This window comes from Paenibacillus baimaensis (genome assembly GCF_025567575.1).
Map to the genome: position 1 here is coordinate 249,911 of NZ_JAOQIO010000094.1, position 17,001 is coordinate 266,911.

The 17,001-nt window shown below is 44.2% G+C and carries 17 protein-coding genes; all 17 read left to right on the plus strand.

Annotated features, from left to right (window positions below):
- The first annotated feature begins 2 nt into the window (after nucleotides 1–2).
- Nucleotides 3–359: a 30S ribosome-binding factor RbfA gene (gene rbfA / locus OB236_RS24830; protein ID WP_076232862.1), complete on the plus strand. Its 357-nt coding sequence runs from the start codon at nucleotides 3–5 to the stop codon at nucleotides 357–359.
- The gene (locus tag OB236_RS24835) at nucleotides 356–1,357 is read left to right on the plus strand and encodes a DHH family phosphoesterase (protein ID WP_262686341.1); all 1,002 of its coding nucleotides are present in this window, start codon (nucleotides 356–358) and stop codon (nucleotides 1,355–1,357) included. Before rbfA ends, OB236_RS24835 begins: the two co-directional genes overlap by 4 nt.
- Entirely contained in the window at nucleotides 1,354–2,280 is a 927-nt protein-coding gene (gene truB, locus OB236_RS24840) for a tRNA pseudouridine(55) synthase TruB (protein WP_262686342.1), read from the plus strand. Before OB236_RS24835 ends, truB begins: the two co-directional genes overlap by 4 nt.
- Before the next feature lie 41 nt (nucleotides 2,281–2,321).
- Nucleotides 2,322–3,272 (plus strand): bifunctional riboflavin kinase/FAD synthetase, encoded by a 951-nt coding sequence (locus tag OB236_RS24845; RefSeq protein WP_262686343.1) that lies wholly within the window; start codon nucleotides 2,322–2,324, stop codon nucleotides 3,270–3,272.
- A 151-nt stretch (nucleotides 3,273–3,423) separates the two neighbouring features.
- A complete protein-coding gene (gene rpsO / locus OB236_RS24850; protein ID WP_076232872.1) occupies nucleotides 3,424–3,693 on the plus strand; it encodes a 30S ribosomal protein S15 in 270 nt (89 codons plus the stop codon).
- 343 nt (nucleotides 3,694–4,036) lie between these two features.
- Entirely contained in the window at nucleotides 4,037–6,139 is a 2,103-nt protein-coding gene (pnp, locus tag OB236_RS24855) for a polyribonucleotide nucleotidyltransferase (protein ID WP_076232874.1), read from the plus strand.
- Between the two features lie 117 nt (nucleotides 6,140–6,256).
- Nucleotides 6,257–7,294: a polysaccharide deacetylase family protein gene (locus OB236_RS24860; protein ID WP_262686344.1), complete on the plus strand. Its 1,038-nt coding sequence runs from the start codon at nucleotides 6,257–6,259 to the stop codon at nucleotides 7,292–7,294.
- 53 nt (nucleotides 7,295–7,347) lie between these two features.
- Nucleotides 7,348–8,598: a M16 family metallopeptidase gene (locus OB236_RS24865; protein ID WP_262686345.1), complete on the plus strand. Its 1,251-nt coding sequence runs from the start codon at nucleotides 7,348–7,350 to the stop codon at nucleotides 8,596–8,598.
- Nucleotides 8,591–9,037: a dUTP diphosphatase gene (dut, locus tag OB236_RS24870; RefSeq protein WP_262686346.1), complete on the plus strand. Its 447-nt coding sequence runs from the start codon at nucleotides 8,591–8,593 to the stop codon at nucleotides 9,035–9,037. The genes OB236_RS24865 and dut overlap by 8 nt, the downstream gene beginning before the upstream one ends.
- A 132-nt stretch (nucleotides 9,038–9,169) precedes the next feature.
- Nucleotides 9,170–10,069, plus strand: coding sequence for a dipicolinate synthase subunit DpsA (gene dpsA, locus OB236_RS24875; protein WP_262686347.1), 900 nt, complete (start codon nucleotides 9,170–9,172; stop codon nucleotides 10,067–10,069).
- Nucleotides 10,066–10,659: a dipicolinate synthase subunit B gene (locus OB236_RS24880; protein ID WP_076232884.1), complete on the plus strand. Its 594-nt coding sequence runs from the start codon at nucleotides 10,066–10,068 to the stop codon at nucleotides 10,657–10,659. The genes dpsA and OB236_RS24880 overlap by 4 nt, the downstream gene beginning before the upstream one ends.
- 42 nt (nucleotides 10,660–10,701) lie before the next feature.
- Nucleotides 10,702–11,742, plus strand: a complete 1,041-nt coding sequence (locus tag OB236_RS24885; protein ID WP_262686348.1) for an aspartate-semialdehyde dehydrogenase — start codon at nucleotides 10,702–10,704, stop codon at nucleotides 11,740–11,742.
- Nucleotides 11,743–11,820: 78 nt separating this feature from the next.
- Nucleotides 11,821–13,038 (plus strand): aspartate kinase, encoded by a 1,218-nt coding sequence (gene dapG / locus OB236_RS24890; protein ID WP_262686349.1) that lies wholly within the window; start codon nucleotides 11,821–11,823, stop codon nucleotides 13,036–13,038.
- A gap of 21 nt (nucleotides 13,039–13,059) precedes the next feature.
- The gene (dapA, locus tag OB236_RS24895) at nucleotides 13,060–13,935 is read left to right on the plus strand and encodes a 4-hydroxy-tetrahydrodipicolinate synthase (protein WP_076232890.1); all 876 of its coding nucleotides are present in this window, start codon (nucleotides 13,060–13,062) and stop codon (nucleotides 13,933–13,935) included.
- Nucleotides 13,936–14,127: 192 nt separating this feature from the next.
- The gene (locus OB236_RS24900) at nucleotides 14,128–15,804 is read left to right on the plus strand and encodes a ribonuclease J (protein ID WP_076232893.1); all 1,677 of its coding nucleotides are present in this window, start codon (nucleotides 14,128–14,130) and stop codon (nucleotides 15,802–15,804) included.
- 186 nt (nucleotides 15,805–15,990) lie between these two features.
- On the plus strand, nucleotides 15,991–16,734 hold the full coding sequence (locus OB236_RS24905) for a ClpP family protease (protein WP_076233012.1): 744 nt from the start codon (nucleotides 15,991–15,993) through the stop codon (nucleotides 16,732–16,734).
- Nucleotides 16,731–16,952: a YlzJ-like family protein gene (locus tag OB236_RS24910; protein WP_076232895.1), complete on the plus strand. Its 222-nt coding sequence runs from the start codon at nucleotides 16,731–16,733 to the stop codon at nucleotides 16,950–16,952. The genes OB236_RS24905 and OB236_RS24910 overlap by 4 nt, the downstream gene beginning before the upstream one ends.
- Nucleotides 16,953–17,001: the final 49 nt, after the last annotated feature.

A 17,001-nucleotide genomic window follows, 5' to 3' on the forward strand; every position in this document is an offset into this window, starting at 1 on the left:
GAATGGCGCGAGTTAGAGTAGGAAGAGTCGGCGAACAAATTAAGAAGGAATTGAGTCAAATCATTCAATCCGAGCTTAAAGATCCGCGAATCGGTTTCATTACCGTAACCGGTGTGGAAGTAACAAATGATTTGTCTCAGGCCAAAATATTTTTAAGTGTTCTCGGTACCGACGAGCAGAAGGTGGAAACTCTTAAGGCGTTGAGCCGCGGCAGTGGATTCATTCGGTCTGAGCTTGGCAAACGAATTCGTCTTCGCAAAATACCTGATTTGATTTTTGGTTTGGATTCTTCCATCGATTATGGCAGTCATATTGAAAAGCTGCTTGGTCAGCTTAATTTGGAGAATTCCCAGCCATGACCGTGTTCACTCATTCGGATTCTTATTCCGTCCAATTGAATGAAGCGGCACAATTTATTCAAACAAAGGATGATTTCTTGGTGGTATCCCATATCCAACCGGATGGGGATGCCGCTGGTTCCACCTTTGCAGTTGCTTGGATACTGTCATCACTTGGCAAGCGGTTTACACTGGTTAATGAAGGGGAAATGCCGAAGAAATATATGTACATGGCAGGCTCCCAACAGACGATTCTTAATTATGATGCCGACGCGATTCCGTTAACATATAAATATGTGATAAGTGTGGATTGTGCTGATTTTTCAAGAATAGGCCGTGTAAACCAATTATTTGCCGAGGATGCGGCAATCCTCAATATAGATCATCATGCTACAAACGATCTTTTTGGCAGTGTGAATCTGGTATTGGCGGAAGCCGCAGCTACCGTTGAGGTGCTTTATGATCTTGGCAAGGTGTTGGGTATTTCTTTTTCCAATGAGTTGAATATTTGTATTTATTCAGGCCTTTTAACGGATACCGGAGGGTTTCGTTATGCCAATACATCACCCAAGGTGATGCAAATTGCTGCGGATATGCTGCAGCACGGTGTGAAAGGTCATGAACTTGCAGAGCATTTATTGGAAAAGCTATCCTACCCCCAAATATCCTTAATCAAGCGCAGCTTGAACACGCTCACATTTGATTCCAGCAAGAGAATTGGCTGGCTCGCAGTTTCACTGGAGGATCTTCAGGACAGCGGGGCTTCCAATGACGATCTGGATGGACTCGTCAATTATCCGAGAAATGTGGAAGGTGTTGAAGTTGGGCTATTGTTCAAGGAACGGGCTGGAGGCCAGGTCAAAGTCAGCTTACGTTCAGGCGGTACGGTTGATGTTGCGCATATTGCCAAATCCTTTGGTGGTGGAGGTCATATACGTGCTGCAGGTTGTACGGTCAAGGGCTCTCTTCATGAGGCTATCGAAAGTGTAGTTAAGGAAGTAGGTTTGGCACTGGAATGACAGAGAAATTGTTTGAAGGCATTTTGCCTGTCTGGAAACCACAAGGCTTTACCTCTCATGATGTAGTTGCCAAAGTACGTGGGATATTGAAGATCAAACGGATTGGTCACACCGGAACCTTAGATCCTCAGGTCACAGGTGTACTGCCGCTTTGTATCGGACGGGCTACACGTCTTGTGGAATATATTCAGGAGCTTCCTAAAGAATATGAAGCGACGATTAAAATTGGACTTGCTACGGATACAGAAGATGCTGGGGGTCAAGTGATCGATCAGGTGGACAATGTCCAATTGAATGAAGAACAAGTGACCGCAGCGATGATGTCGTTTATAGGTGATATCAATCAAGTGCCACCTATGTATTCAGCTGTCAAGGTAGACGGTAAACGGCTCTATGAACTGGCCCGTCAAGGTTTGGAAGTTGAGCGTAAATCACGTGTAGTTACGATTCACGACATCCGGATTTTACATATGAATCTTGATCTTGATCATCCAGAAATTCGCTTTCGTGTACGATGCTCCAAAGGAACGTATATCCGTACCTTGTGTGTAGATATTGGGAAGTCCTTGGGCTACCCTGCGGTAATGTCGCATCTTGTCAGAACTTCTACCGGAAGTATCGAGCAGGAGCAGTGTTTAACCTTTGAACAGATTGAACTGCTTCACAGCGAAGGAACGCTTTTCGATAAGCTTGTTCCCGTCGAAAAGGCACTTGCACATATTCCAGCTGTGCATTTGAATGAAACGCAAACCCGCAAAGCGCTTCTTGGTCAAAAATTTATTCTTACGTCGGAAAATAATTCATTGTACGCGACACATGCACAACAATTGGTTACAGCTTATTCTGCTGACTCCCGATTTCTGGGCATTTTTGAGTGGAATCAGGACACATTGGAGCTGCAGCCAGTGAAAGTATTCTCATAGTGTGTTGTCGTAATGATAGAATGTAGGTGAACGTTGTATTTATGTTGTCCACAGAATTGAACTACCCTATAACCAAGTCGAATCATGCGTTAGCGATAAAACCTCAGGTACTGGCTATCGGGGAGTTTGACGGTGTTCATTTAGGTCATCAGGAAGTGATCAAGCGGGCCAGGGAAAGAGCAGACAGCTTGCACATTTCAGCTTCTATTATGACCTTTCATCCGCATCCCAGGGAAGTGCTTGGACAGTGTAAATACACGAACCTGCTAACACCCGTGAATACCAAATTGCAGATTTTAGAGCAATTGGGCGTGGATGATACGTATTTGGTCTCCTTCAACCCTGAATTTATGAAAGTGACTCCTGAGCAGTTTGTAGAAAACATGCTTATTCCTATGCAGGTGGAAACCGTCATCGTTGGCTTTGATTTTACTTTTGGTCATCGGGGTGCGGGAACACCTGACGATTTGTGTGAGCTGGCACAAGGCCGTTTTGCCGTGGAGATTATTCGACCCTTTCATCAAAATGGCTATAAGGTCAGCAGTACGATGGTCCGTCAGCATTTGCATGCAGGAGAAATCGATAAGGCCAATGCACTGCTAGGACGGCCTTATTCAATTACAGGCACGGTTGTAACGGGTGACGGCAGAGGGAGAACGATCGGATTTCCAACTGCCAATATCGACTTGTCGGAAGCATTTGTTACGCCTGCACTTGGTGTATATGCTATTCGTTTCCATGTTGATGGCCGCAGTTATAATGGGGTGATGAACGTGGGTAAGAAGCCGACTTTTGTCGAGGACCTGGATAAACCTACTTTTGAAGCACATGTGTTTGATTTTTCGGAATCGATATATGGGCGAGAGGTTTCGGTTGATTTGATTTCCTTCATCCGTCCTGAACGCAAATTTGCTTCTGTCGGAGAGCTGATAGAGCAGATTCATAGAGATGCCGATACAGCGAAGCAGCAGCTGGTTTCAATATTTCAATAAATTTATCGCCTTTACATTGTTTCTATCTTTGTGTTATAATATCAAAGTTGTCAATAAGACAAACATTTTTAGAACCTTGGCATGGAAAATTGAGAACTCCGACTTTTCTCTGGGCCAATGGCGATATACAAACTATGGAGGTGGATGAACAATGGCATTGACACAAGAACGTAAGCAGGAATTGATTCAAACGCACAAGACTCATGAATCCGATACCGGTTCTCCTGAAGTACAAATCGCGATTCTTACAGAAAACATCTTAAACTTGACAAGTCATTTAAAGACTCACAAGAAAGATCACCATTCCCGTCGCGGCCTTTTGAAAATGGTAGGCCAACGCCGTAAGCTGTTAGCTTATTTGAAGGGTAAAGAAGTTAAACGTTACAGCGCATTGATCGAAAAGCTTGGTCTTCGTCGCTAATAGGATTGATTACAAAGCAACCATGGTTGTCTGCTGTTCGGGTCCGGATTGGACTTGGGCAGAGACAGCAAGGTTGTTTTTTCATAATGTCGGCTTTTACGAGCTGAGTGCAGCTTGATCGTCATAACACTACAGGTGAACGGTCGTTTAGGGGTGCATGTAGGTTAGTGGACAAGCATGGATGAGCTTTTTTTCATGAAAAGACGACAGATTTATTTCATAAAAGAAGGAAATACTAAGCAGTATGCAGAAATGATTAGATAGATAAATTAGCAGAGGTCTGACAATAGGATTTAATCAAGCTAATACTAACCGATTTCATGAAAAGGTACAGGAGGATTTTATGGAAAATAGAGTACAAATGGATTTGGGCGGTCGTCCGTTCATCCTTGAGACAGGCCGATTGGCCAAACAGGCGAATGCCGCAGTAACCGTACGTTATGGGGATACGGTGGTATTATGTACAGTAACAGCATCAGCAGAACCTAAGGATTTGGATTTCTTTCCTTTAACGGTTAATTATGAGGAGCGTTTGTACGCAGTAGGTAAGATTCCAGGAGGCTTCATCAAAAGAGAAGGCCGTCCTAGTCAAAAAGCAATTTTGGCAAGCCGCTTGACGGATCGTCCGATTCGTCCTTTATTTCCTGAAGGCTTCCGTAATGATGTTCAAGTCGTTGCAATCGTGATGAGTGTGGATCAGGAATGTTCACCAGAAATCGCTGCGATGATCGGAGTATCTGCATCATTAAGCATATCTGACGTTCCATTTAACGGACCTGTTGGCGGTGTTATTGTAGGCCGTGTCGGTGGTCAATTCGTGATTAATCCAACTTTGGAGCAAGCCGATAAGAGCGATGTGCATCTGGTTGTTGCAGGGACCAAAGATGCGATTATGATGGTTGAAGCGGGCGCAGACGAAGTGCCGGAAGAAGTTATGCTGGAAGCTATCATGTTTGGTCACGACGAAATCAAGAAAATCGTTGCCATTCAAGAGCAGCTTGTTCAAGAAGTTGGTAAACCTAAAATGGAAGTTAAACTTCACCGCGTTGACGACGCTGTAAACAGTGAAGTTCGTGCTTTTGCACAAGCCAGACTGGTTGATGCTGTCAAAATTGCTGAGAAGCATGCTAGACAAGAAGCTATTGATTTGGTCAATGCGGATACGGTTGCTCATTTCAAAATCGAATACGCAGAAACTCCGGAGAAGCTTGGTGATGTGAAGGAGACGTTATACGATATCGTAAAAGATGAAGTTCGTCGATTGATCACTCACGACAAAGTAAGACCAGATGGACGCGCTTTGGATGAAATCCGTCCTATCGAATGCGATATTAATTTACTGCCTCGTACCCATGGTTCGGGACTATTCACACGCGGACAAACGCAAGCATTGAGTATTTGTACGCTGGGTGCACTCGGTGATGTGCAAATCCTGGACGGGCTGGATCTGGAAGAAACCAAACGCTTTATGCATCACTACAACTTTCCTCCGTTCAGCGTGGGTGAAGCAAGACCACTTCGTCCTCCGGGCCGTCGTGAAATTGGACACGGTGCCTTGGGCGAACGTGCTTTGGAACCAATTCTGCCATCAGAAACGGATTTCCCTTATACGATCCGTCTTGTGTCTGAGGTGCTGGAATCGAATGGTTCAACCTCGCAAGCAAGTATTTGTGCAAGTACTTTAGCGATGATGGATGCAGGCGTTCCTATTAAAGCCCCTGTTGCCGGCGTAGCGATGGGCTTAATCAAGGATGGCGATCATTTCTCGATTTTGAGTGATATTCAAGGGATGGAAGATCATCTTGGCGATATGGACTTTAAAGTTGCGGGAACAGCCAAGGGTGTCACAGCTTTGCAAATGGATATCAAAATTGACGGTATTGACCGTGATATATTGAATCAAGCTTTAGAGCAAGCCAAAGTAGGTCGGATGCATATCCTTGGTAAAATGCTGGAGCGTATCCAACAGCCGAAGAAGCAGCTTTCCCAATATGCACCTAAAATTCTTACGATGTTTATCAATCCGGATAAAATCCGTGATGTTATTGGTGCCGGCGGTAAAATCATCAATAAAATCATTGAAGAAACAGGCGTAAAAATCGATATCGAACAAGATGGTCGTGTGTTCATTGCATCTTCTAATCAAGAGATGAATGACAAAGCGCGTGCTATTATTGAAGGTATTGTAAAAGAAGTTGTGATTGGTGAAATCTATCTGGGTACGGTTAAACGGGTAGAGAAGTTCGGTGCATTTGTAGAGATTTTGCCGGGCAAGGAAGGTTTGGTACATATTTCTCAGCTGTCTTCAGAGCGGGTTGCCAAAACAGAGGATGTTGTGGCGATTGGCGATACCATAACGGTAAAGGTTACTGAAATCGATCAGCAAGGCCGTATCAATCTATCTCGTAAAGCAGTATTAACGACAGAAGCACCTGCACAATCCTAAGAGGCCGTAGGTAAGCAAGGAGAAGAGAGGCAGATTCGTCTGTCTCTTTTTTTTGGTCTATTCTTGTCCCACCCTGCATATGTATCGGACAAACGATCTAATGATGGGAGCGGGTTCATGGAACGTTTACAGGTTGTTATTCTCTGTGGATTGTTCGTAACAGCGACGCTGATGCTGTACAAATCCGACAGTATTGGTTCATTCGTTCAACACAGTAAACAGCAGTATACACATGCCTCCGCGGCTGATTCTAGCAGGAAAACAATCTCGTCTGTTGATGCGATGAAAGAGGTGCAGTCAAGCGGAGACCGGGACGAACTGCTGAAGCAAATTCAAGCCGAGGCGACGAAAAGAAATATCGCTCCTGTCGATGCCAGATTGGATCGGGTATGGAAGGCCATTCCAGGCTATAATGGTCTGGAGGTCGATGTGGAAAAATCTCTTGCGCTCAATGAACAGCTACTATTCAGAAATCAGCTTCGTTTGGCTATGCGAGAGGTTGAACCCGCGGTTCAATTGGAGCATCTCGGTTCGCATCCGGTTTATAAAGGCAATCCAATGAAACCGATGGTTTCGCTAATGATTAACGTTGCTTGGGGAAATGAATATTTGCCCAAAATGCTTAAAGTGCTGGACGATGAACAGGTCCACGCAACCTTTTTCTTCGATGGGAGCTGGTTAAAGCAAAATATCCCCACTGCCCAACTCATCAAAGAAAAAGGACATGAGTTATCCAATCATGCGTATTCCCATAAAGATATGAGCAAGCTTACCAGAACCCAGGCCACAGCGGAAATCACCAAAACGGAACAACTGTTGAAGGAGCAACTCGGGGTAACAAATCATTTGTTTGCACCGCCTTCAGGCGATTTTAATCAAGCGACGGTGGACATAGCGCGCGAGCTCAAGCTTACAACTATTTTGTGGACGTTGGATACCGTGGACTGGCAAAAACCGCAACCATCGTCAATTGTTCGAAAAGTAGCAGCTCGTGTGGAACCGGGAGCTCTGATATTAATGCATCCAACCTACTCATCGAGTGAAGCGCTGCAGGAAATCATCCGTACGATTAAACGCAAAAAAATGAAGCTCGGAACTGTAAGTGAGTTAATCTCAACAAAAAGGATTGACGAAGTTGAGTCTATTACCCAATAGTGGTAAGATCATAAAGTTACTAACCGAACATCTTTACAAGGAGGCTCCTTTTATTGAATAAACATATTTTAAGCAATGGACTGCGGCTTGTCGTGGAGCCTATCCCCACGTGCCGTTCTGTAGCCTTTGGGATTTGGGTCAAAACAGGCTCTCGAAACGAGCAGCAGCACCACAACGGAATTTCCCATTTTATCGAGCACATGCTATTTAAGGGTACAGATAAGTATTCTGCCAAAGATATTGCAGAGCTGTTCGATGGCATAGGTGGCAATGTGAACGCTTTTACCTCAAAAGAATATACCTGTTATTATGCCAAAGTGTTGGATGAGCATCTGCCCATCGCAGTGGAAGCGCTAGCCGATATGTTCTTTCGGTCAACATTTGATCCAACGGAGTTAGAAAAGGAAAAAAATGTAATATTCGAAGAAATCTCGATGTATGAAGACACACCTGACGATATGGTTCATGATCTAATCGCAAGTGCTGCTTATGAGGATCATTCACTCGGTTACACGATTATTGGAACTGAGCAGAATTTGACGGCGATGAATTCGGATACCTTAAAGCAATATATGAAAAATCAATATACGATTGAAAATACGGTTATTGCGATAGCAGGTAATATTGATGATTCGATTGTGCAGCTCATGGAGCAGCATTTTTCCGGCTTGCAGAACAAGGGTTCGGAAGTCTTATATACACCGCCAACCTTTCACAGTAATCTGAAATATCACGAGAAGAAAACGGAACAAAACCACATCTGCTTGTCTTTACCAGGTTTGTCTGCCAAGGATGATCGTGTGTATGCTATGGTGCTGCTGAACAATGCAATTGGTGGCGGTATGAGCTCCAGATTATTTCAAGAAATCAGAGAAAAACGCGGTATGGCGTACTCCGTTTATTCGTATCATACTTCTTACCAGGATGGTGGGATGTTCACGATTTATACCGGAACAGCACCTAAACAGACTGAAGATGTATTGAAAGTGACGATGGAGCTGTTAAGCGAACTTAAGGACAAGGGACTGACGGCTGGCGAGCTCAGAAAAGGCAAGGAGCAAATGAAAGGAAGCTTGATCCTGAGTCTGGAGAGCACCAGCAGTCGTATGAATCGGTTAGGCAAAAACGAGCTGATGCTTGATCGTCATTATGATATGGATGAAATTATAGAGCGTATAGAAAGTGTACAGCTTGATCAGATTCAAGAGCTTACGCTGGAAATGCTAGCGACCCCATTTGCACTTTCGATGGTGGGACAAACGGATAAAGTATTGGAAGGCTTCAGGAGGGATCAGCTTGTTTAATGTTCAATTGAAACGGCTGCCAGGTAACGAGGATGTACAGCTGCCACAAAAAATGTCGCTTTCAGCCAGCGGCTTTGATCTTTATGCAGCAGTAACATCTCCTGTAGAGATTGGGCCAGGTCAAAGGATATTGATTCCTACAGGGTTGACATTGGCCATGCCGCCCGAGCTCGAAGCGCAAATTCGTCCGCGCAGCGGCTTGGCTTTAAAGCACGGAATCACATGTTTAAACTCACCAGGAACGATTGATGCAGACTATCGCGGCGAGGTGAAGGTACTGTTGATCAATCATGGATCAGAGACCTTTATCATTCAAAGAAACGAACGGATTGCTCAAATGGTATTCCAGATCGTGCCTTCTGTACAGCTCATAGAAGTGGATATGCTTACAGACACAGAACGTGGTACTGGTGGCTTCGGACATACAGGTACCCAATGATTGTGAAACCACAAACACCTTTTTGCCTTGATGATTCATCGGGCGAAAAGGTGTTTTTTGCGTACAGTAACCCATCATTAGGCCAGCGCATAAGATGAGTTAGCGACAGCGATTAGAAAGAGGTGAGAACGCATGCTTACAGGAATTCAAGTGGCTTTGATCGGCGGTGACGCCAGGCAGCTTGAAGTCATAAATAAATGCACCGAGTTGGATGCTTCCGTTGTTCTAATCGGATTTGATAATTTACAAAACGTTTTCAGCGGAATTACCAAAGCAGAGCTGAGTCCCAAGGTACTGGAGACGATGGACGCGGTTATTTTGCCTGCTGTAGGCACCGATGACAAGGGCTATGTCGAAAGTATATTTTCTATATCCGAGCTGCAGCTAACTGAGCAGCATATTCAGGCGCTGCCGAAGAATGCCAAAGTATTCACGGGTATGGCAAAGCCGTATTTGCGTAATTTGTGTGCGCAAGCCTCGATCCAGCTCATAGAGTTGTTCGACTTGAACGAGGTCGCCATTTACAACTCCATTCCAACAGCTGAAGGCGCCATTATGATGGCGATTCAAAATACCGATTTTACGATTCACGGATCGGTTTCAATGGTGCTCGGTTTCGGAAGAACGGGGATCACACTCGCCAGGACGCTGCATGGACTTGGTGCAAAAGTTAAGGTAGGTGTCAACAAACCAGAGTATTTTGCGAGAGCTTTAGAGATGGGATTTTTACCTTTTTACACCCATGATTTGTACGCTCAGGTAGCTAATATTGACTTGCTTTTTAACACAATTCCGTCTATGATAGTCACAGCGCAAATTATTGCCAATATTCCACATCGAGCTGTGATCATTGATTTGGCTTCCAAACCCGGGGGAACGGATTTTCGTTTTGCCGAGAAGAGAGGTATCAAAGCAATGCTCGCACCTGGACTCCCCGGAATTGTTGCACCGAAGACAGCCGGTCGCATCATTGCTGATACCTTGAGTCGTATGATTCTTGAGGATGCAGGACAAGGGAGGAAAGCGGAATGAATTGGCAAGGGAAAACGGTAGGCTTCGCTTTAACGGGGTCACATTGCACATTTGAAGAGGTCATGCCGCAAATCAGGCGGTTTGTTGATGCAGGTGCGCGGGTCATTCCCATCGTTTCCTACACGATACTTACAACGGATACGCGATTTGGCAAGTCTGAAGATTGGCAGAAGCAGTTGAAAGAGATTACAGGTAATGATATCATTACTTCAATTGTGGATGCTGAACCATTAGGACCTTCAAAGCTGCTGGATGTGCTTGTTATCGCTCCTTGCACGGGCAATACGACCAGCAAGCTGGCCAATGCAATGACGGAAAGTCCTGTATTGATGGCCGCCAAAGCACAGATGCGCAATCTCAGACCGTTGGTATTGGCGATTTCCACCAATGATGGCTTAGGGCTCAATGCCATGAATATTAGTAAATTGTTAATTACCAAAAACATATATTTTGTTCCATTCGGTCAGGATGCACCTGCCTTAAAGCCGAACTCGCTGGTAGCTCGTATGGATTTGATTATGGAAACCTGTGAGGACGCACTTCAAGGAAAGCAGCTTCAACCTATGGTGATTGAACGTTTTAATTACTAATAATTAATTACTGCTTATTATGCACAGGGGAGAGACGAACAGATGTCGAATCAGAAATTATTCAATGTTGCTGTTGTTGGAGCAACAGGTGCCGTAGGAGAGCAAATCCTTCGTTTGTTGGAAGAACGCAATTTCCCCATTCAAACTCTAAAATTACTTTCTTCTCCACGTTCTGCTGGAGTTAAGCTGAATTTTAAAGGCAATCCCGTTGAAGTGGAAGTGGCTACACCTGACAGCTTCGAAGGTGTTGATATAGCTTTATTCAGTGCTGGAGGAAGTGTCAGCCTAGATTTAATTCCAGAAGCGATTAAACGCGGTACGGTTTGTATCGATAATACGAGTGCTTATCGGATGGACGCAGAGACTCCACTTGTCGTTCCCGAAGTGAATATAGATAAAATCAGCGAGCATAAAGGTGTTATTGCCAATCCGAATTGCTCAACCATACAGATGGTAGTAGCTTTAAAGCCATTATATGATCGTTATGGGATTTCACGGATTATCGCATCGACGTATCAGGCTGTATCGGGTGCGGGTGCACTTGCTATTGAAGAAACACTTCGTCAAACTAAAGAAGTATTGGAAGGGAATGCGGTTGATCCAAAGATTTTACCGGCAGCTTCTTTACCTGTGAAACATCAAATTGCTTTTAATGCGATTCCGCAAATTGACAAGTTTACGGAAAATGGCTTCACCTACGAAGAAATGAAAATGATCAATGAAACAAAAAAAATTATGGGTGACGATACTTTGGAGGTTACAACAACCTGCGTACGTATCCCTGTTATTTATGGTCATTCGGAATCCGTATATGTAGAACTGAAGCAGGACTTTGATATCGAAGAAGTTAAGCAGCTGCTTGCTGACGCTCCTGGAATTGTATTGGTTGATAATCCGGCAGAACAGCAATATCCGTTAGCTACAGATGCAGCTGGAAAGCTGGATACTTTTGTGGGGCGCGTTCGTCGCGACTTAAGCAATCCACGTGCACTTAATATGTGGATTGTTTCCGACAACCTGCTCAAAGGTGCTGCTTGGAATGCTGTGCAGATTGCTGAATATATTGCAATCGAACAAAACTAAATGTGAGATGGCTTCTTAAGGGAAGCCTATTTTCATATATAAATCTATAATTAAGTTTCCAACGGAAAAGGGGACCTCATGAAAATTCTCGTGCAGAAATTCGGAGGCACGTCCCTTTCCAGCGTCGAAGCCAGAGCACACGTCATTGAACATATCCAGGATGCATTGAAACAACAATTCAAACTAGTAGTCGTTGTATCGGCGATGGGGAGAAAAGGCGAGCCCTATGCAACAGATACTTTATTGGATTGGATCCATAACAACGGGAACCAGCTGCCTCCAAGAGAACAAGACATGCTGCTGTGCTGTGGTGAACTTATTTCGGCTGCCACTTTATGCAGCTTGCTGCGAGCACACCATATAGCGGCTACAGTTCTTACGGGTGCACAGGCAGGAATTATCACTAACGACAACTTCGGCAATGCGCAAATTGTGTCTGTACAGCCAAGGCGAATCCTGGATTTGCTGGATCAGGGAAACGTTGTCATTGTGGCTGGTTTTCAGGGTCAAACCTCCAATCAGGACTTTACGACTCTCGGACGAGGGGGTAGTGATACTTCGGCAACGGCACTCGGTGTAGCGCTTCATGCAGAGTTCATAGATATTTTTACCGATGTGGACGGGATTTTAACAGCAGATCCAAGGATCGTTAAAGAAGCGCGTCCCTTGTCTCAGGTATCCTATATGGAAATATGTAATATGGCCCATAACGGTGCTAAAGTTATTCACCCAAGGGCAGTAGAAGTCGCCATGAGTGGCAATGTACCTGTCCGTGTACGATCTACATTTAGTAAATCACTCGGGACACTGGTGACTCACCCTTCGGCAATTGTACCTGATACGGATTGTATTGGGGATCGAGTAATAACTGGAATTGCCAATTTCGCTAACCTCACACAAGTGCAGGTTTTTGCTGCGGAAGGCATTTATGATTTACAACTTACAGTCTTTAAAGCTATGGCCAAGCATCATATTAGTGTGGATTTCATCAATGTAAATCCATCTGGAGTTACTTATACTGTCTTTGACGATGAGGCGACAAGAACCGAAGCCATCTTGGGCGAGTTGGGTTATCAGCCTGTATTAATGTCCAATTGTGCCAAGGTTTCAATCATTGGTGGAGGTATGAACGGTGTCCCAGGCATCATGGCACATATCGTTGAAGCTTTGACAGAAGAAGATATCCAAATTTTACAGTCAGCGGATTCCAATACGACGATATGGGTGCTCGTACAAGGATCGGATATGGCGACGGCGATTCGTGCGCTGCACAAAAAATTTCAATTACATCTATAATAAACCTAGGAGGAGTTTGCCGTGGATTTCGGAAGATTAATCGCAGCAATGGTTACACCCTTTGATTCCAACTTGCAAATCGATTGGACTCAAACTGGAATTTTAATTGATTATTTACTAGAAGAGCAAAGTAACGACAGTTTGGTTATTAGTGGGACAACAGGTGAATCACCTACGTTAACGGAAGAGGAAAAGCTGGAGCTCTTTGCATTCGCTATCAAACGTGCCAATGGGCGCTGCAAGATCATTGCAGGAACAGGCAGCAACGATACAGCTCATTCCATTCATTTATCCCGGGAAGCCGAGAAGCTTGGAGTTGACGCGCTGTTACTGGTGGCTCCTTATTATAACCGTCCATCTCAGGAAGGTTTATATCAGCATTTTAAAGCCATTGCCGAGTCGGTTTCGATACCATGTATTTTGTACAATGTAGAAAGCAGAACAGGTGTTAATATTGATGCCGATACTACAATTCGACTATCGCAAATACCGAATATTGTAGCTACCAAAGATTGTGCAGATCTGGATCAGATCACAAGAATTGTTAGTGGTGCAGCACCTGGATTTCTGGTATACAGTGGTGACGACACGATGGCATTACCCGTATTGTCCGTTGGCGGACATGGCATAATTAGCGTAGCCAGTCATGTAGTTGGTAAAGAAATGAAAAGTATGATAAACTGTTACTTACAAGGCGATACTCGTGAAGCGGCAAAAGTTCATGCTAAGATACACCCCGTAATGAAGGGGTTATTTAATTGTCCTCACAGAGTTCCGAATCCTGCCCCCGTCAAATATGCTTTAAACAGCAAAGGTGTGGAGGTAGGCGGAGTACGTCTGCCATTATTGAACGCAACCGAAGAAGAAGGAAGATTCATTGACTCCTTGTTAAAATGAAATTCTTGAAATCGGTGCTTTCTTTAAGCATCGGTTTTATTTATTTAGGCAATAATTGCGGATGCAAACGCGGTAGCTTGTATTTGTACTTTTTGTTCATGTATAATGGTGGCAAGTGACTGGTGCGGTTTTGGTTTAGGTTAAAGGTTCATACAAATTCGTCGTCAATCTTAAAATAGGAGGTATTTTTAATTGTCTAAGAAAACTGTAGATAAACTCTCGATCTTTGCCCTGGGCGGCGTGGGTGAAATCGGAAAAAATATGTATGTGGTTCAGTATGCAAATGACATTGTTGTAATTGATTGCGGTTTGAAATTTCCTGAAGAGGACATGCTCGGCATCGATATTGTTATACCGGATATTAGTTATTTACTTGAGAATCGGGACAAGGTTAGAGGCATTATTATCACACACGGACATGAGGATCACATCGGTGGTCTGTCGTATGTGCTGAGACAGCTGAATGTTCCTATCTATGCAACCAAATTGACTTTGGGTCTTATCGAAACCAAGCTAAGGGAAGCCGGTTTACTGGGAGATACCAAACGAAACCTGATCAATTCAGAATCTGAATTGGTTCTTGGCTGCATGACTGCGTCGTTCTTCAAAACGAATCATAGTATTCCTGATTCTGTAGGTGTATGCATCGCCACACCTGAAGGCAATGTAGTTCACACAGGAGATTTCAAGTTTGACCAAACTCCGGTTAATGAACAATATGCGGATATTCATCGCATGGCTGAATTGGGAAGTAAGGGAGTTCTAGCACTGCTATCCGATAGTACGAATGCAGAGCGTCCTGGTTATACCGGATCAGAAAGAAGCGTAGGTACCGAGATTGAGGATGTTTTCCGTAAAGCCAAGCAAAGAGTAATCATTGCTACATTTGCTTCTAACATACATCGGATTCAACAGGTAATTGATGCAGCTGAAGCTACGAAGAGAAAAGTAACCGTTATCGGTCGCAGCATGGTGAACGTCGTTTCGATTGCTGGGGAGTTAGGTTATTTGAGAATTCCTGAAGGTATGCTCATTGAGCCTGAAGAAATTAATAAAATGGCTGCAGATCGTGTTGTCGTATTGTCGACAGGCTCGCAGGGAGAGCCGATGTCGGCACTAACCCGTATGGCACGGTCCACACATCGCAAGGTTGATATTCTGCCTGGAGATACTGTCATCATCGCAGCAACACCGATTCCTGGTAACGAGCGGTACGTCGGAAGAACGGTTGACGAATTGATGCGCATAGGTGCTCATGTTATCTATGGTCCTGGTTCGATTACAGGCGTTCACGTATCCGGACATGGTTCACAGGAAGAATTGAAGCTGATGCTTAATTTAATGAAACCGAAATACTTTATCCCTATCCATGGTGAGTACCGGATGCTTCGTCAGCATGCAATACTTGCAGAATCGGTTGGAATTCCTAAGGAAAACATTTTTGTTGTAGATAACGGAGATGTTGTGGAGGTTCTTGACGGTGCTGCTCGTAAAGGCTCGAAGGTAACAGCAGGGAACATTTTGATCGATGGACTGGGTGTTGGCGATGTAGGTAATATCGTACTCAGAGATCGCAAACTGTTGTCTCAGGATGGTATTTTGGTCGTAGTCGTTACGTTAAGTAAGCAAGATGGCGCTATTTTGTCTGGACCTGATATTATATCCAGAGGATTTGTATACGTTAGAGAATCCGAAGGCTTGCTGGATGAAGCCAACCGTATTGTAGCTAGTACGCTGAAACGGTTAATGAGCGAAAATGTAAATGAATGGGCTTCGCTGAAGACTCATGTCAAAGATGCTTTAGGACGATTCTTGTATGAACAAACCAAAAGAAGACCTATGATCCTTCCAATTATCATGGAAGTTTGATCCAAGACCACCAGTCTATACTTGATACCTTTCACAATAAACCAATTATTGAAATCCATTGTATGCCCGAAATATCAAAACCACTTAAGATGCCGATTACGGCGACTTGGGTGGTTTTTTTGCATGTTTTCGGCAGCATTCATCCATACTACGAAAGATCAACAGAATTTGAAGGGGGTATCCCAGTTGGACAATTCCAAGCAGCAAGAGCAGGAGCCTGTAAATCCCGGCCCGAATGAAGAACTGAAAAAGCCGTCCGTTTTGGATACGATACAGCAGCTAGGCCAAACGGCGGTACCTGCAAGCGAATCCAATATATTTTGTATGACGATTATTGGACAGGTAGAAGGGCATCTGGTACTTCCGCCACAAAATAAGACTACCAAATATGAGCATTTAATACCGCAGCTAGTCGCTGTTGAGCAGAATCCCAAGATTGAAGGCATATTTATCGTGCTGAACACCGTAGGCGGAGATGTGGAAGCAGGACTTGCCATTGCAGAAATGATCGCGACATTATCCAAACCTACAGTTACGCTCGTATTGGGTGGAGGGCATTCCATAGGCGTTCCGATCGCAGTTTCGTCAGATTTTTCGATCATTGCGGAAACCGCTACGATGACGATCCATCCTATCCGATTGAATGGACTTGTCATCGGCGTCCCACAAACCTTTGAATATTTGGATAAAATGCAGGAACGGGTAATCCGGTTTATAACCAGCCATTCCGAAATTTCCGAACAAAAGCTGAAGGAATTGATGTTTAAAACCGGAGAATTAACCCGTGACATCGGAACGACCGTTATTGGCGCTGATGCCGTTAAATATGGACTTATCGACACCATAGGTGGTGTGGGTGATGGAATCAGAGAGCTGAATCGACGTATTGAGGCGAACAGAAAGCTGATGCCCGGAGGAGTGGTACAGTGACACTATATACGATCATGCCTATGGAGGTAGTAATGAGCGGCTTGGACTCTATGGATACTGCAAGTATGGACATTAAGGTTAACGGAGTTGAACTGGAGGTTCAACAGTTGAATGCTACACAAGCAACCATTGTGAGATTAAGAAGTGGAAATCCGCAGGATTATCTGAATCCAAACTACAGTCCTGGCAAAATTGTCGAATTTCGACCTGTTTTTTAGTTCTGAAGTCCGATTTTTACAAGACGATTAAGCTTATCCCCAAAGTATG